The organism is Enterobacter sp. R4-368 (assembly GCF_000410515.1).
Classification (GTDB): domain Bacteria; phylum Pseudomonadota; class Gammaproteobacteria; order Enterobacterales; family Enterobacteriaceae; genus Kosakonia.
Genome location: NC_021500.1, coordinates 1,978,642 through 1,994,787, shown reverse-complemented (window position 1 = coordinate 1,994,787; position 16,146 = coordinate 1,978,642). Strand labels below are relative to the sequence as shown.

The following is a 16,146-nucleotide window of genomic DNA, read 5'->3' as shown; positions in this document are numbered from 1 at the left end:
GCACCCTCTTCCGGCTCCGAAAGAGGGTCTTTCGTTTCATCTTGAGGTTTGTTTATGTCAGCAGTAATCAGTGACGCCTGGCGCCAGCGCTTTGGCGGCACCGCGCGGTTGTATGGTGAAAAAGCGCTGCAGTGGTTTGCCGACGCGCATATCTGCGTGGTGGGCATTGGCGGTGTCGGCTCGTGGGCGGCAGAAGCGCTGGCGCGCACCGGTATTGGTGCGATCACGCTGATTGATATGGATGATGTCTGCGTGACGAACACCAACCGGCAAATCCACGCGCTGCGTGAAAATGTGGGGCTGGCGAAAGCCGAGGTGATGGCGGAGCGTATTCGCCAGATAAACCCGGAGTGCCTGGTGACGGTGGTTGATGATTTTGTCACTGCCGATAACGTCGCACAGTTAATGAACCGTGATTACAGCTATGTGATTGATGCGATTGATAGCGTGCGCCCAAAAGCGGCGCTCATTGCTTACTGCCGACGCAATAAGATCCCGCTGGTAACGACCGGTGGCGCAGGTGGGCAGATCGATCCGACCCAGATCCAGGTGAGCGATCTGGCGAAAACCATTCAGGATCCGCTGGCGGCGAAACTGCGCGAGCGCTTAAAAAGCGATTTTGGCGTAGTCAAGAACAGCAAAGGCAAGCTGGGCGTGGATTGCGTGTTTTCCACCGAAGCGCTGGTTTACCCGCAGGCGGATGGCTCGGTGTGTGCGATGAAAAGCACGGCGGAAGGGCCAAAACGCATGGATTGCGCCGCCGGTTTCGGCGCGGCGACCATGGTGACCGCGACGTTTGGCTTTATCGCGGTCTCCCATGCTCTGAAAAAACTGATGGCGAAGGCGGAACGTCAGGCCAGCGCCTGACGGGCTGCTTCCTGCACGGCGGCGGCCAGCGCCGCCAGCCCCTGGCTACGTGACGCGCTAAGCTGGGCGCGTAAGCCCAGCTCATCAAACAGCGCCAGCGGATCGTTTTCCACCAGCGTTTGCGGGGTTTTGCCTTCTACGGCGGTAAGCAGGACTGCCAGCAACCCGCGTACGATGCGGCCTTCACTGTCGCCAAAAAAGTGCATTTTTCCGTCCACGCCGAGCGTGGAACCCAGCCAGACACGATTTTCACAGCCGGGAATTTCCCGCGCCTGCGCTTTTAATTCGTCCGTCGCCGCAGGCAGTTGTTTGCCGAGCAGGATCAACTGGCGGTACTTCTCTTCCCACTGATTAAGTGCGCCAAATGTCTGGCGCAGCGTCTCTTCGGTTATCACCGTGCCGAACGGATGTCCGGCAAAAGCAGGGCTGGTCATGCATCCCCCAGAATGTCGAGCGCGCGATCAACAGCGACTATCAGCGCATCAACATCGTGTTGCGTATTGTATGGGGCAAATGAAGCGCGCAGCGTACCACTGACCCCCAGCGCCGCCAGCAATGGTTGCGCGCAGTGTTGCCCGGCGCGCAGCGCGATACCGTAACCGGCAAGGAGCGTCACCATATCGCTGTGGTGAATGCCGTCGAAATCGAAAGCCAACAGGCTGGAATCCTGGCAGCGGAAAGAGCGGAAACCCGGACGCTGCGCCAGTTGTTCCTCCGCAAGCGTGGCTAACCCACGGCTGTAGCTCTCCGCCTGAACGATATCCATCGTGTCCAGCCACTCAAGCGCGGCGCTTAAACCAATCACCCCTGCGACGTTAGGCGTCCCGGCTTCCAGCTTGTACGGCACCGGTTGCGTGGTGAAGCCATCAAACGTCACTTCGGTAATCATCTTGCCGCCGCCGAGCCACGGTGTCATTTCATTGAGCAGTTCCGCTTTGCCGTACAGCGCACCGATGCCATTTGGTCCATACAGCTTGTGGCCAGAGAAGGCGTAAAAATCGATATCCAGACGCTGAACGTTCGCCGGGAAATGCACCACGCCTTGTGCGCCGTCAACCACCACGATCATGCCTGCCGCATGCGCCAGGGTAATGGCGCGTTCCAGATCCGGGCAGCCACCGGTGACGTTGGACATCTGTCCGAGCGCCAGAATCCGGCTACGTGGAGTAATTAGTTGTGGTAACTGCGCGATATCCGGTAAATGGTCGGCGCCCAGCGGTAATTTCACCACTTTTGCGCCGGTCTGCTGCGCGACCATCAGCCACGGCACCAGGTTCGCGTGGTGTTCCGCTTCACTGACGAGGATTTCATCCCCGGCTTGCAGACGCGGGCGGGCGTAGCATTGCGCGACCATATTGATGGCTTCTGTGGTGCCGCGCGTCCAGACGATATTTTTCCCGGAGGGCGCGTTAAGGAGGGCGGCAACCTGTTCGCGCGCCGCTTCATAACGGGCGGTAAGCTGTTGCGCCTGCGCGAACTGGCTGCGATGCACGTTGCCAGCGCTCAGGCTGTAGAACTGTTGCGTGGCGTCAATCACGGCTTGCGGCTTCAGGGCGGTAGCGGCGCTGTCGAGATAGACGCCCGCATCGGCAAGCGCCGGAAACTGCGCGCGAAAGTGCGCTGGGTTAAATGCGTTCATGCGATTCCTCATCTTATTACTCAGATCGTCGCGCAATTTTTCGGTCGTAGCAAGGCAGTTGATAACCATCGGAATTGTCTGTTTGTCCTGGCAGAGTCCGGTAAGCAGGTTATGCTGAATAGTGTTAGTTAATCGTTCGAGACTCTTCCGTGAAGAGTATTTCACAGCATTAATTGCCAGAAGGAGAAGAAGATGAAAAAGGCTGCCGCAATTATTTCTGCATGTGCTTTTGCTTTTGCCCTGAGCGCTTGTTCCAGCCCGAACTATGCATTACACACCAACGATGGTCGTACGATTATTTCGGAAGGTAAACCGAAAACCGACGATCAGACCGGCATGATCTCTTATAAAGACGCCAACGGTAATGAGCAACAGATCAACCGTACCGACGTTAAAGAGATGGTCGCGCTGGATAAATAACCCTGATTTCAGGTAAAAAAAAGCACCGCAATCTTGCGGTGCTACATTAATCACTATGGACAGACAGGGTAAATGTACAGGAAGTGAAAAAGGGGTAGCGTCGCTACCGGGGTCTGAATAGCAGACCAAATTGCAAACACAACAACACAACATCACAACCGTAAGCCAAAAGCCCTTCAGAACACACATTCCAAAAAAAGCTTCTCGTTCCGGCTCAGGAAGTGCCGCCACTATAGGTATTTGCTGGTAGAAGCTCAACGGACAATTTATAATGGCTCAGATAAAAAAAACTAATAGGTTAAACACTGTTTCCTGTTTGTTAAATTGCCTTTACATCTAAGCCTGATAACCATGTCCAAGCGATTACCACCACTGAATGCATTACGTGTTTTTGATGCCGCTGCCCGCCATCTGAGTTTTACGCGCGCCGCCGATGAGCTTTTTGTGACGCAGGCCGCAGTAAGCCATCAAATCAAGTCTCTCGAGGATTTTCTTGGCCTGAAACTGTTCCGTCGACGCAACCGTTCGCTGCTGCTTACCGAGGAAGGCCAGAGTTATTTTCAGGATATCAAAGAGATATTTTCCCAGCTCAATGAGGCCACGCGAAAACTACAAGCACGCAGTGCAAAAGGCGCGCTCACTGTTAGTTTATTGCCCAGTTTTGCCATTCAATGGTTGGTGCCGAGGCTCTCTAGCTTTAACTCAGCTTATCCGGGAATCGACGTGCGCATCCAGGCGGTTGACCGCGAAGAGGACAAACTGGCGGACGATGTCGACGTGGCGATTTTTTACGGTCGCGGCAACTGGCCAGGGCTGCGTGTTGAAAAATTGTACGCAGAATACTTGCTACCCGTCTGCTCGCCATTATTACTCACTGGCGATAAAGCATTGAAAAAGCCTGAAGATCTGGCGCATCACACCTTGCTGCATGACGCTTCCCGGCGCGACTGGCAAACTTATACGCGCCAGTTAGGTCTTAATCTTAATGTTCAGCAGGGACCTATTTTCAGCCACAGCTCTATGGTGCTGCAGGCCGCTATCCACGGACAGGGGATCGCACTGGCCAACAATGTAATGGCACAGTCCGAAATTGAGGCAGGTCGTCTGGTCTGCCCGTTTAATGATGTTCTGGTCAGTAAGAACGCGTTTTATCTGGTTTGTCATGACAGCCAGGCAGAACTGGGTAAAATAGCCGCCTTTCGTCAGTGGATCCTGGCAAAAGCGGCCAGCGAACAGGAAAAGTTCCGTTTCCGTTACGAACAATAATTCGCGCGCGTATGGCGCGTATGACTTTTAGGGTACTCACATGACCAGCCGTTTTATGCTGATTTTTGCCGCGGTAAGCGGTTTTGTGTTTGTCGCGCTGGGGGCTTTCGGCGCGCACGTGTTACGTAAATCTTTGGGCGTGGTGGAGATGAGTTGGATCCAGACCGGGCTCGAATATCAGGCGTTCCACACGCTCGCGGTGCTTGGGCTTGCGGTGGCGATGCAGCGCCGCATCAGCATCTGGTTTTACTGGAGCAGCGTTTTTTTGGCGTTCGGCACCGTGTTGTTTAGCGGCAGCCTTTATTGCCTGGCGCTCTCACATTTACGCCTGTGGGCGTTTGTTACGCCGGTCGGTGGCGTCTGTTTTCTCATCGGCTGGGCATTAATGTTAGTTGGCGCAATTCGTCTGAAACGTAGGGGCGTTGTTCATGAATAAAGTGGTATTGCTGTGCCGCCCGGGTTTTGAGAAAGAGTGCGCAGCAGAAATTACCGATAAAGCCGGTCGCTTTGAGGTGTTCGGTTTCGCGCGTGTGAAAGAGAACGCGGGTTACGTTGTGTTTGAATGCTACCAGCAAGACGACGCTGACAAACTGGCGCGCGAGCTGCCGTTCAGTTCGCTGATTTTTGCCCGCCAGATGTTTGTCGTCGGCGAGCTGCTGCGCGACTTACCGCAGGAAGATCGCATTACGCCGATCGTCGGCATGCTGCAGGGCGTCGTGGATAAAGGCGGCGATTTGCGTGTGGAAGTGGCCGATACCAACGAAAGCAAAGAGCTGATGAAGTTCTGCCGCAAGTTTACCGTTCCGCTGCGCAGCGCGCTGCGTGAAGCGGGTATCTTGGCGCGTAGTGATTCAGCGAAGCGCCCGGTCGTTCACGTGTTCTTTATTGCGCCGGGTTGTTGCTACACCGGTTATTCGTACTCCTTTAACAACTCGCCGTTCTATATGGGCATCCCGCGCCTGAAGTTTCCGTCCGATGCGCCAAGCCGTTCAACGTTGAAACTGGAAGAGGCGTTTCACGTCTTTATTCCGGCAGATGAGTGGGACGAGCGCCTGGCAAATGGAATGTACGCGGTGGATCTCGGTGCATGCCCTGGCGGTTGGACCTATCAGCTGGTGAAACGCAACATGTGGGTAGCGTCCGTGGATAACGGCCCGATGGCGCAAAGCCTGATGGATACCGGCCAGGTGACCTGGCTGCGTGAAGATGGTTTCCGCTATCGACCGAACCGCAACAACATCTCGTGGATGGTGTGCGACATGGTGGAGAAGCCGGCGAAAGTCGCCGCGCTGATGGCGCAGTGGCTGACTAATGGCTGGTGCCGGGAAACCATTTTCAACCTCAAGCTGCCGATGAAAAAGCGTTACGAAGAGGTGTCAAACAACCTGGCGTATATTCAGGCGCAACTGGATGAGCATAACGTTGCCGCGCAGATTCAGGCGCGGCAGCTCTATCATGACCGTGAAGAAGTGACGGTACATGTGCGCAGAATGTGGGCTGCGGTAGGCGGGCGACGCGACGAACGCTAGCCGCCGGTTGATCACTTCTGCTGAACCCGGACGTGCGCAAAAATCTTTTCGTTTCGGTTTTTGCACACCGGTCGGGTTCGGGGGAGTTGCAAGATAACGCCAGCGATGCTGGCGTTAATTTTTGGTGGTTTTCGCCAGTTCGCTCACCAGCGGCAGCATGATGCGCACCACGTCGCGGCTGCGGCGCTCAATGCGTCCCGGCAATGCCTGATCGATATACTGCTGGTTATCCAGCCGGGCATTATGGTGGCTTACGCCTTCCGGGAAGGTTTTGGATTTGGCGCGCTGTTGGTTACCGTCTTTCAGACCCAGAGACCAGTTTGTCGCTTCCACCGACAGCACCGGAATAGAGGCCTGATCAAACACCTGCGCATCATTAGCGCTGTGGTTGCTTTTGGTGGCTGTGACCGGGGCGCTCAGCGCCTGAATGCCGTGCGAACGGGCAATGGCCAGTGCCCGATCCCGCGTCAGTTTGCGCACTGAAGCCGGGGTGTTTTTCCCGCTGCTAAAGTAGAGCTTGTCGCCGACGATCAGGTTATTCATGTTGATCACCAGCAGCGTATTTTTGCGCTCTTTTTCGCTCATTCGCGCAAGATAACTCTCTGCGCCAAGCTGGCCTTCCTCTTCGCCGCTGGTGGCGACAAAACGAATACCGTATTGCGTTGGCGTCTGCTTCAGCGCTTGCGCCAGTTCCAGCATCACGCCTACAGCCGCCGCGTTATCATCTATACCCTGCAGCGTTAAACCGCCGAGGTTATTGTCGACATCCGCATCGCTGCGCGGTGCGTAGGTATCGAGGTGCGCCATAATAATGATCTGCTGCGGCAGTTTGCCTTCATGCGCGGCAATCACCGTGCTGCCGGTAACGTTTTGCCAGTTCTGCTGGTTATCTTTCGCCGTATAGCGGTAACGGGTTTTGAATTTACGGATATCGCTCTGGTAGCCCATTTGTTCAAATTGTTGCTGAACGTAATCCGCAGAGAGCATTTCAGCGGGGGTGCCGGTCATTCGTCCCGGGAACAGGGTGGCAATGTGACGAGCCTGCTCAGTTGCAAAGTCGCCGGGTTGAGAGGTCCGGGCAGAAACCGGGAGGATAAAGCATACGCCGAGCGCCAGGGCAGCGGTACGGAGGCGCAATGCGGAAAACATAGTGAGTCCTTTAAGCAGCAGAATTTTTACCGCGCTTAGTATGAAACTGTGACCCGCTTTACACAATTTCATTTCTTCTTAACCTTCCGAAAATGTTGATGTTAAGCACTTTTTGATATTTGCTTTGCACAAGCGTTATTCCTTTGCGGAACTACTCATTCCAATTCGTAATTTCATTCGTTCTAAACCGCCCCCTATAGTCCCTCTATTGCTGGCCTTGAGTGAGTTACCGCGTTGTGGATTACCTGCCGTTATTTGCTGCTGTAAAAGACCGCCCCGTTTTAGTGATTGGCGGCGGCGAAATCGCCGCGCGCAAGATTGCCTTTTTGCGTCGCGCTGGCGCACACGTGCAGGTGGTGGCGCAACGGCTGGAACCGCAGTTGCAGCAACTTGCCGATGCGCAATCTCTTCACTGGCTGGCTACCGAGTTTGACGAATCACAGCTGGACGCGGTTTTCCTGGTGATTGCCGCGACCAACGATTCGGCGCTGAACCGCCGGGTGTTTGACGCCGCCAATGCGCGTCATCGGCTGGTGAATGTTGTCGATGACCAACCGCTGTGCTCCTTTATTTTCCCGTCGATTGTGGATCGTTCACCGTTACTGGTGGCCATCTCTTCTGGCGGTAACGCGCCGGTGCTGGCGCGGTTACTGCGTGAAAAAATTGAAGCGCTGCTGCCGGGTAATCTCGGGCGCATGGCGGAAGTTGCCGGGCGCTGGCGGACGCGCATCAAGGCGTTTCGTCGTACTACCGATGAGCGGCGTCGTTTTTGGGAAACGGCTTTTCGCGGACGTTTTGCCAGCCTGATGGCGGCGGGCGACGAACCGGCAGCGGAAAAAGCGCTGGAAGCAGAGTTAGCGCAACCGGGTTCCGGGGGCGGTGAAATCATTCTGGTCGGTGCCGGGCCAGGCGATGCCGGATTGCTGACGTTGCGGGGTTTGCAGGTTATCCAGCAGGCAGACGTCGTGTTTTATGACCACCTCGTGAGTGATGCGGTGCTGGAACTGGTGCGGCGGGACGCAGAGAAAATCTGCGTTGGCAAACGCGCTGGTTCGCACGCGGTGGCGCAGCATGATACCAACCGCATGTTGGTGGACGCGGCGCGCGAGGGGAAAACGGTGGTGCGCCTGAAAGGTGGCGATCCGTTTATCTTTGGACGCGGCGGCGAAGAGCTGCAGGCGGCGGCTGTAGCGGGCATTCCCTTCCAGGTGGTGCCGGGCGTTACGGCAGCATCGGGTGCGACAGCCTATGCCGGCATCCCGCTGACACACCGGGATTTTGCCCAGAGCGTTACTTTTGTTACCGGCCATTATAAAGCCGACAGCGCGCCGTTTGACTGGTCGCAACTGGCGCAGAGCCGCCAGACGCTGGCGATTTATATGGGCACGATGAAGGCAGCCGAAATCAGCGAACAACTGATTACCCACGGGCGGGACAAAACCACGCCGGTGGCGGTGATTTCCCGCGGTACGCGCGCGGATCAACACGTTGCTACCGGCACATTAGAACAACTTGAGGAACTGGCGAAAGCCGCCCCGATGCCTGCCCTGCTGGTAGTGGGCGAGGTGGTCGGGCTGCATCGCGAACTCGCCTGGTTCCGGCATACGACAGCGACGGAGGCGTTCGGCGCTTCCGTGATTAATCTGGCTTAAGGAATGGTTATGGATCAAAAACGACTCACTCACCTGCGACAACTGGAGGCGGAAAGCATCCATATTATCCGCGAAGTGGCCGCCGAATTTTCCAACCCGGTGATGATGTACTCCATCGGCAAAGATTCCAGCGTGATGCTGCATCTGGCACGCAAAGCCTTCTACCCAGGTACGCTGCCGTTCCCGCTGCTGCACGTGGATACCGGCTGGAAATTCCGTGAGATGTACGAATTCCGTGACCGTACCGCAAAGGCCTATGGCTGTGAGTTGCTGGTGCATAAAAACCCGGAAGGGGTGGCGATGGGCATTAACCCGTTCGTACACGGCAGCGCCAAACACACCGATATCATGAAAACCGAAGGGTTGAAGCAGGCGCTGAACAAGTACGGTTTTGATGCGGCATTTGGCGGCGCGCGGCGTGACGAAGAGAAATCGCGCGCCAAAGAGCGCATTTACTCCTTCCGCGATCGCTTCCACCGCTGGGATCCGAAAAACCAGCGCCCGGAGCTGTGGCATAACTACAACGGCCAGATCAACAAAGGCGAAAGTATTCGCGTATTCCCGCTCTCTAACTGGACTGAGCTGGATATCTGGCAATATATCTTCCTGGAAAATATCGACATCGTTCCGTTGTACCTGGCGGCGGAACGCCCGGTGCTTGAGCGCGACGGCATGCTGATGATGATCGACGATGACCGTATCGATCTGCAGCCGGGTGAAGTGATCGAAAAACGGATGGTGCGTTTCCGTACGCTTGGCTGCTGGCCGCTGACCGGCGCGGTGGAATCAAACGCGCAAACGCTGCCGGAGATTATCGAAGAGATGCTGGTTTCAACGACCAGTGAACGTCAGGGGCGCGTGATTGACCGCGACCAGGCCGGCTCCATGGAGCTGAAAAAACGTCAGGGATACTTCTAAGGAGCCGCCATGAACACCACGATTGCACAACAGATTGCCAATGAAGGCGGCGTCGAAGCGTATCTGCATGCCCAGCAGCACAAAAGCCTGCTGCGCTTTTTAACCTGCGGCAGCGTTGATGACGGCAAAAGTACGCTGATTGGCCGCCTGCTGCACGATACCCGCCAGATCTACGAAGATCAGCTCTCCACGCTGCACAACGACAGCAAACGGCACGGCACCCAGGGCGAAAAGCTCGACCTTGCGCTGCTGGTTGATGGCCTGCAAGCGGAGCGCGAACAGGGCATTACCATTGATGTGGCGTATCGCTATTTCTCTACCGAAAAACGCAAATTTATCATCGCCGATACGCCAGGGCATGAGCAGTACACCCGAAATATGGCGACCGGCGCGTCGACCTGCGATCTGGCGATTTTGCTGATCGATGCGCGCAAAGGCGTGCTGGATCAAACCCGCCGCCACAGCTTCATCTCCACGCTGCTCGGTATTAAACACCTGGTCGTGGCCGTCAATAAAATGGACCTGGTAGACTTCAGCGAAGAGACGTTCGACAACATTCGTCAGGATTACCTGACTTTTGCCGGGCAACTGCCGGGCAACCTCGATATCCGCTTTGTGCCGCTGTCGGCGCTCGAAGGGGATAACGTTGCCAGCCAGAGCGGGAAAATGCCGTGGTACAGCGGCCCGACGCTGCTGGAAATGCTGGAAACTGTTGAAATCCAGCGCGTGGTGGATACGCAACCGATGCGCTTCCCGGTGCAGTACGTTAACCGCCCGAACCTCGATTTCCGTGGTTTCTCCGGCACGCTCGCCTCTGGCGTGGTGAAAGTTGGTCAGCGCATCAAAGTGCTGCCATCTGGCGTCGAATCGACTATCGCCCGCATCGTGACGTTTGACGGTGATTTACAGGAAGCCGCAGCGGGTGAAGCGATTACGCTGGTGCTAAAAGATGAGATCGATATCAGCCGTGGCGACTTGATTCTGGATGCACAGGAAACGCTGCCTGCCGTGCAGGGCGCATCGCTGGATGTGGTGTGGATGGCGGAACAGCCGTTGCAGCCAGGCCAGAGCTATGACATCAAAGTGGCAGGCAAAAAAACGCGCGCCCGTGTGGATGGCATCCACTACCAGGTGGACATCAATAACCTGACGCAGCGCCAGGTGGATACGCTGCCGCTTAACGGTATTGGGCTGGTGGATCTGACGTTTGACGAGCCGCTGACGCTGGATGCATATCAGCAGAACCCGGTGACCGGCGGCATTATCTTTATCGATCGCCTGAGTAACGTGACCGTTGGCGCAGGAATGGTGCGTGACGTTCATATCCAGCAGCAGGCCGCTACATCCGGGTTCAGCGCATTCGAACTGGAACTGAATCAGCTTATTCGTAAGCACTTCCCGCACTGGGGCGCACGCGATCTGCTGGGGGGCAAGTAATGGCGCAGCATGACGAAAACGTCGTCTGGCACGCGCATCCGGTGACGCCTGATGCGCGTGAGCAACTTCACGGTCACCGTGGGGTTGTGCTGTGGTTTACCGGCCTTTCCGGTTCGGGGAAATCGACCGTCGCGGGGGCGCTGGAAGAGGCGCTGCACCGCGCGGGTGTCAGCACCTATTTGCTGGATGGCGACAATGTGCGCCACGGGCTGTGCAGCGATTTAGGCTTTAGCGACGCCGATCGTAAAGAGAATATCCGCCGCGTGGGCGAAGTGGCTAAATTGATGGTCGAAGCCGGTCTGGTCGTGCTCACCGCCTTTATTTCGCCGCACCGCGCCGAGCGGCAAATGGTGCGCGAGCGCCTGGGAGCAGGGCGGTTTATCGAGGTATTTGTTGATACGCCGCTGGAGATCTGCGAAGCGCGCGATCCTAAGGGGTTGTATAAGAAAGCGCGTGCGGGTGAACTTCGCAACTTCACCGGCATTGATTCGGTATACGAAGCGCCGCAATCCCCGGAAGTGCATCTGGACGGCGAACAATTGGTAACAAATTTGGTCAGCCAATTATTAGACCTCCTCCGGCAGGGCGATATTATCAGATCCTGAGACGGTACTGGCGATACACGCCATCTTCAGGTTTCCCGGCGTTAATGTTGGCGCCACCTGAACGAGGGTGTGTATTTCCGTTACCGGTCGTACAGGCAACAGGATCAGATATGCGCAACAGTCAGAACATCACCATTCCACGGTCGCAGTCGATGACGACCACCACCGATGAAGCCACAACATGGTCGTTCCCTGGAGCGGTTGTGGGTTTTGTCGCATGGCTGCTGGCGCTCGGCATCCCGTTCATGATTTACGGCTCCAATACGCTGTTTTTCTTTCTCTACACCTGGCCTTTTTTTCTCGCCCTGATGCCCGTATCCGTTGTGGTCGGCATTGCGCTGCATTCGCTCCTCGATGGCAAGCTGGTTTACAGCAGCGTGGCGACACTGTTGACGGTAATCGCCATGTTCGGCGTGCTGTTTATGTGGCTGATGGGGTAACGCAATCCCTACGTCAAACCGTAACGCTCATTAAGGCAATGTGTCCGGCTACGGATCGACAGACATTTATGGTAAAGTCTGGCGCTTGTGCGGCATCACCCGGCTGGAGTGGAGTCTGACGAAAAGTTATGGGATGATGATGCCGTTTTTCAGGGGGCAGGATGGGTAAACTAACGCTGCTATTGCTGGCTTTGCTGGTCTGGCTACAGTATTCGCTGTGGTTCGGCAAGAATGGTCTGCATGATTACGGCCGCGTCAGCGAAGATGTGGCGGCACAGCAGGCGACAAACGCCAAATTAAAATCGCGTAACGATCAGCTTTTCGCCGAAATTGACGATCTCAATGGTGGCCAGGAAGCGATTGAGGAACGCGCTCGCAACGAATTAACCATGACGAAGCCGGGCGAAACATTTTATCGTCTGGTGCCGGACGCCTCCAAGCGCGCGTCGGGCTCAGCGCAAAACACGCAAAATACACAAAATACGCAGAACAGACCTTAAATAATCCCGGACTCACGACATGTCAGCAATGATCCCGGACGTCTGTGCCGTGGTGCCGGCCGCCGGATTTGGCCGCCGCATGCAAACGGAATGTCCTAAGCAGTATCTCTCCATCGGTGATAAAACCATTCTTGAGCACGCGGTCGCCGCGTTGCTCGCCCATCCGCGCGTTAGTCGCGTGATTATCGCGGTCAGCCCTGGCGATGAACGTTTCGCGCAATTACCCCTTGCCAGCTATCCGCAAATCACCGTGGTAAACGGTGGCGCAGAGCGTGCGGATTCTGTGCTGGCGGGCCTGAAGGCCGCCTCGGGCGCGCAGTGGGTGCTGGTGCACGATGCCGCACGGCCTTGTCTGCATCAGGATGATTTAAACCGCCTGCTGGCGCTGAGTGAAACCAGCCGCGTGGGCGGAATTCTTGCCGCCCCGGTGCGTGACACCATGAAGCGCGCCGAACCCGGTAAAACCGCGATTGCTCACACCGTTGAGCGCAACGATTTATGGCATGCGCTAACGCCGCAGTTTTTCCCGCTGCCGCTGCTGCACGACTGCCTGACCCGCGCGCTGAACGAAGGCGCTGTCATTACTGATGAAGCCTCAGCACTGGAGTATTGTGGTTTTCACCCGGAGCTGGTCGCCGGACGCGCGGATAATATTAAAGTCACCCGACCCGAAGATTTACGACTTGCAGAATTTTACTTGACCCATGCAGACCTCCAGGAGAAAGCATAATGCGCATTGGACACGGTTTTGACGTACACGCCTTTGGAGGCGTTGGCCCGATTATTATTGGCGGTGTGCGCATTCCCTTCGAAAAAGGCCTGCTGGCTCACTCTGATGGCGATGTTGCGCTGCATGCGTTGACCGACGCGCTGCTGGGCGCGGCGGCGCTTGGCGATATCGGCAAATTGTTCCCGGACACCGATCCGGCGTTCAAAGGAGCTGACAGCCGCGAGCTGCTGCGTGAAGCCTGGCGGCGCATTCAGGCGAAAGGCTATACGCTTGGCAATGTCGATGTCACCATCATCGCTCAGGCACCGAAAATGCTGCCGCATATTCCGCAGATGCGCGTGTTTATCGCTGAAGATCTCGGTTGCCATATGGATGATGTCAACGTCAAAGCCACCACTACCGAGAAACTGGGCTTTACCGGCCGCGGCGAAGGTATCGCTTGTGAAGCGGTGGCGTTGCTGGTGAAGGCGGCAAAATGACAGATTTTGAGAACCTGACATTTTTGCACGGCAAACCGGGGGCAAGCGGCGTTCTGAAAGCCAATCCGGAAGATTTCGTGGTGGTGGAAGATCTTGGCTTTGAGCCTGATGGCGAAGGCGAGCATATTCTGGTGCGCATCCTGAAAAATGGCTGCAACACGCGTTTTGTCGCTGATGCGCTGGCCAAATTCCTTAAAATCCACGCGCGTGAAGTGAGCTTTGCCGGGCAAAAAGATAAACACGCTGTCACTGAGCAGTGGCTGTGTGCCCGCGTACCAGGTAATGCGATGCCCGATCTCAGCGCATTCCAGCTTGAAGGCTGCAAAGTGCTGGAGTATGCCCGTCACAAGCGCAAACTGCGCCTCGGTGCGCTGCAGGGCAATGCGTTTACGCTGGTACTGCGCGAAATCAGCGACCGTGCGGACGTTGACGCGCGTTTGCAGGCCATCGTGGAGAAAGGTGTTCCGAATTATTTTGGCGCTCAGCGCTTTGGCATCGGCGGCAGCAACCTGCAAGGCGCGCTTCGCTGGGCGCAGAGCGATGCGCCGGTGCGCGACCGTAACAAGCGCAGTTTTTGGTTGTCGGCGGCGCGCAGCGCGTTGTTTAATCAAATCGTCAGCGAGCGGTTGAAAAAAACAGACTTTAATCAAGTTGTTGACGGCGATGCGCTACAATTAGCGGGGCGCGGCAGCTGGTTTGTTGCAACCCGTGAAGAGCAGGCGGAACTGCAAACGCGCGTTGAGGCGAAAGCGCTGATGATTACCGCGTCGCTGCCAGGCAGCGGTGAGTGGGGCACACAGCGTGACGCGCTGGCGTTTGAACAACAGGCGGTTGCGGATGCGCCGGATCTACAGGCGCTACTGGTGCGGGAGAAAGTCGAAGCAGCGCGCCGCGCGATGCTGCTCTACCCGCAAAAATTGAGCTGGAACTGGTGGGATGACGTCACCGTCGAATTACGGTTCTGGCTTCCGGCGGGCAGCTTTGCCACCAGTGTCGTCAGGGAACTTATCAACACATCGGGTGATTATGCGAATATTGCTGAGTAACGATGACGGGATCCACGCGCCGGGTATCCAGACGCTGGCAAAGGCTCTTAGAGAGTTTGCCGACGTTCAGGTCGTCGCTCCCGATCGTAACCGCAGCGGCGCGTCTAATTCGCTGACGCTTGAATCCTCGCTTCGTACTTTTACGTTTGAAAACGGCGATATCGCCGTCCAGATGGGCACACCGACCGATTGCGTTTACCTGGGCGTAAATGCGCTGATGCGCCCGCGCCCGGATGTGGTGGTGTCTGGTATTAATGCCGGGCCGAACCTTGGCGATGATGTTATCTACTCCGGTACGGTTGCCGCTGCGATGGAGGGGAGACACCTGGGATTCCCGGCGCTGGCGGTGTCGCTTAACGGCCATACTCATTATGATACTGCCGCAGCGGTCACCTGTTCCCTCTTACGCGCGTTAAGCCGCGAACCGCTGCGAACCGGTCGTATTTTGAACATTAACGTCCCGGATCTGCCGCTGGATGAGATCAAAGGTATTCGCGTTACGCGTTGTGGCAGCCGCCATCCGGCGGATCAGGTGATTCCACAGCAAGATCCGCGCGGCAATACGCTTTACTGGATTGGCCCGCCCGGCGAGAAATGCGATGCCGGGCCGGATACTGATTTCGCCGCCGTTGATGAAGGCTATGTTTCCGTGACGCCGCTACATGTGGATTTAACCGCTTACAGCGCGCATGATGTGGTGTCGGGTTGGTTGGATCGTGCCGGGGTGAACAGGCAATGGTAAGCAAACGCGTACAAGATCTTCTCAATCAATTACGCGCGCAGGGCATCAAAAACGAGCAGGTGCTTGAGGCGTTGTCACAAGTGCCGCGCGAGAAATTTATCGACGAGGCGTTTGAACACAAAGCGTGGGATAACGTCGCGTTGCCTATTGGTCAAGGGCAAACCATTTCGCAGCCTTACATGGTGGCGCGAATGACCGAGCTGCTGGAGCTGACGCCAGCCTCGCGGGTGCTTGAAATTGGCACCGGTTCGGGGTATCAGACCGCGATTCTGGCGCGCCTGGTGCATCATGTTTGCTCGGTTGAACGCATCAAAGGGTTGCAATGGCAGGCGCGTCGTCGCCTGAAGCAGCTTGATTTACATAATGTTTCTACGCGTCATGGTGATGGCTGGCTGGGGTGGCAGGCTCGTGCGCCGTTTGACGCCATTATCGTGACCGCTGCACCGCCGGAAATCCCGGCTGCGCTGATGTCGCAGCTTGATGACGGCGGTATTCTCGTTTTGCCCGTGGGCGACGAACTCCAGCATTTAAAGCGGGTTCGTCGGCGGGGAAGCGAATTCATTATCGATACCGTTGAAGCCGTACGCTTTGTGCCGCTGGTGAAAGGCGAACTGGCCTGAGAAACAGAGTTTTCCTGGGTTTTTCAGGCAATAACAGCGTATGGTGAGCACATTTGCCGTAAACGTTCACGGTTATCTTTAAGTCATTGGTAATTTACATATTGTTG

At 56.2% G+C, this 16,146-nt stretch carries 19 protein-coding genes; 16 read left to right on the top strand and 3 right to left on the bottom strand.

Annotated features, from left to right (window positions below; translation table 11 throughout):
• Window positions 1-54 precede the first annotated feature (54 nt).
• Window positions 55-867, top strand: a complete 813-nt coding sequence (tcdA, locus tag H650_RS09415; RefSeq protein ID WP_020455040.1) for a tRNA cyclic N6-threonylcarbamoyladenosine(37) synthase TcdA — start codon at window positions 55-57, stop codon at window positions 865-867.
• Here the strand turns inward: tcdA and csdE are convergent.
• On the bottom strand, window positions 852-1,301 hold the full coding sequence (csdE, locus tag H650_RS09410; protein WP_020455039.1) for a cysteine desulfurase sulfur acceptor subunit CsdE: 450 nt from the start codon (window positions 1,299-1,301) through the stop codon (window positions 852-854). The genes tcdA and csdE overlap by 16 nt on opposite strands.
• A complete protein-coding gene (csdA, locus tag H650_RS09405; protein WP_020455038.1) occupies window positions 1,298-2,506 on the bottom strand; it encodes a cysteine desulfurase CsdA in 1,209 nt (402 codons plus the stop codon). Before csdA ends, csdE begins: the two co-directional genes overlap by 4 nt.
• Window positions 2,507-2,698: 192 nt before the next feature.
• On the opposite strand from csdA, the gene H650_RS09400 reads away from it, so the two are divergent.
• The 4 genes from H650_RS09400 (at window position 2,699) to rlmM (ending at window position 5,721) form a co-directional block, all read left to right on the top strand.
• The gene (locus H650_RS09400; RefSeq protein WP_020455037.1) at window positions 2,699-2,926 is read left to right on the top strand and encodes a YgdI/YgdR family lipoprotein; all 228 of its coding nucleotides are present in this window, start codon (window positions 2,699-2,701) and stop codon (window positions 2,924-2,926) included.
• A 351-nt stretch (window positions 2,927-3,277) separates the two neighbouring features.
• On the top strand, window positions 3,278-4,192 hold the full coding sequence (gcvA, locus tag H650_RS09395) for a glycine cleavage system transcriptional regulator GcvA (RefSeq protein WP_017457703.1): 915 nt from the start codon (window positions 3,278-3,280) through the stop codon (window positions 4,190-4,192).
• Between the two features lie 40 nt (window positions 4,193-4,232).
• Window positions 4,233-4,628, top strand: coding sequence for a DUF423 domain-containing protein (locus H650_RS09390; RefSeq protein ID WP_020455036.1), 396 nt, complete (start codon window positions 4,233-4,235; stop codon window positions 4,626-4,628).
• On the top strand, window positions 4,621-5,721 hold the full coding sequence (rlmM, locus tag H650_RS09385; RefSeq protein WP_020455035.1) for a 23S rRNA (cytidine(2498)-2'-O)-methyltransferase RlmM: 1,101 nt from the start codon (window positions 4,621-4,623) through the stop codon (window positions 5,719-5,721). Before H650_RS09390 ends, rlmM begins: the two co-directional genes overlap by 8 nt.
• A gap of 114 nt (window positions 5,722-5,835) precedes the next feature.
• Here rlmM and H650_RS09380 read toward each other — a convergent pair whose 3' ends face one another.
• On the bottom strand, window positions 5,836-6,870 hold the full coding sequence (locus H650_RS09380) for an aminopeptidase (RefSeq protein ID WP_044489721.1): 1,035 nt from the start codon (window positions 6,868-6,870) through the stop codon (window positions 5,836-5,838).
• A gap of 236 nt (window positions 6,871-7,106) precedes the next feature.
• Here H650_RS09380 and cysG point away from each other — a divergent pair, with 236 nt between their 5' ends.
• The 11 genes from cysG (at window position 7,107) to H650_RS09325 (ending at window position 16,039) form a co-directional block, all read left to right on the top strand.
• A complete protein-coding gene (gene cysG, locus H650_RS09375) occupies window positions 7,107-8,522 on the top strand; it encodes a siroheme synthase CysG (protein WP_044489475.1) in 1,416 nt (471 codons plus the stop codon).
• A 9-nt stretch (window positions 8,523-8,531) separates the two neighbouring features.
• Window positions 8,532-9,440: a sulfate adenylyltransferase subunit CysD gene (gene cysD / locus H650_RS09370; protein ID WP_017457708.1), complete on the top strand. Its 909-nt coding sequence runs from the start codon at window positions 8,532-8,534 to the stop codon at window positions 9,438-9,440.
• Window positions 9,441-9,449: 9 nt separating this feature from the next.
• Window positions 9,450-10,877, top strand: coding sequence for a sulfate adenylyltransferase subunit CysN (gene cysN, locus H650_RS09365; protein WP_020455032.1), 1,428 nt, complete (start codon window positions 9,450-9,452; stop codon window positions 10,875-10,877).
• Window positions 10,877-11,482, top strand: a complete 606-nt coding sequence (cysC, locus tag H650_RS09360) for an adenylyl-sulfate kinase (protein WP_020455031.1) — start codon at window positions 10,877-10,879, stop codon at window positions 11,480-11,482. Before cysN ends, cysC begins: the two co-directional genes overlap by 1 nt.
• A gap of 110 nt (window positions 11,483-11,592) precedes the next feature.
• Window positions 11,593-11,922, top strand: coding sequence for a DUF3561 family protein (locus H650_RS09355; RefSeq protein ID WP_020455030.1), 330 nt, complete (start codon window positions 11,593-11,595; stop codon window positions 11,920-11,922).
• Window positions 11,923-12,083: 161 nt separating this feature from the next.
• On the top strand, window positions 12,084-12,422 hold the full coding sequence (ftsB, locus tag H650_RS09350) for a cell division protein FtsB (protein ID WP_017457712.1): 339 nt from the start codon (window positions 12,084-12,086) through the stop codon (window positions 12,420-12,422).
• 19 nt (window positions 12,423-12,441) lie between these two features.
• Window positions 12,442-13,152, top strand: a complete 711-nt coding sequence (gene ispD, locus H650_RS09345) for a 2-C-methyl-D-erythritol 4-phosphate cytidylyltransferase (protein WP_020455029.1) — start codon at window positions 12,442-12,444, stop codon at window positions 13,150-13,152.
• Entirely contained in the window at window positions 13,152-13,631 is a 480-nt protein-coding gene (gene ispF / locus H650_RS09340) for a 2-C-methyl-D-erythritol 2,4-cyclodiphosphate synthase (protein ID WP_017457714.1), read from the top strand. The genes ispD and ispF overlap by 1 nt, the downstream gene beginning before the upstream one ends.
• Window positions 13,628-14,677 carry a tRNA pseudouridine(13) synthase TruD gene (gene truD / locus H650_RS09335; protein ID WP_020455028.1) on the top strand — a complete coding sequence of 350 codons (1,050 nt, stop codon included), beginning with the start codon at window positions 13,628-13,630 and terminating at the stop codon, window positions 14,675-14,677. The genes ispF and truD overlap by 4 nt, the downstream gene beginning before the upstream one ends.
• On the top strand, window positions 14,658-15,419 hold the full coding sequence (gene surE / locus H650_RS09330) for a 5'/3'-nucleotidase SurE (protein ID WP_044489474.1): 762 nt from the start codon (window positions 14,658-14,660) through the stop codon (window positions 15,417-15,419). The genes truD and surE overlap by 20 nt, the downstream gene beginning before the upstream one ends.
• Window positions 15,413-16,039 (top strand): protein-L-isoaspartate(D-aspartate) O-methyltransferase, encoded by a 627-nt coding sequence (locus tag H650_RS09325; RefSeq protein ID WP_020455026.1) that lies wholly within the window; start codon window positions 15,413-15,415, stop codon window positions 16,037-16,039. The genes surE and H650_RS09325 overlap by 7 nt, the downstream gene beginning before the upstream one ends.
• The last annotated feature ends 107 nt before the right edge of the window (window positions 16,040-16,146 follow it).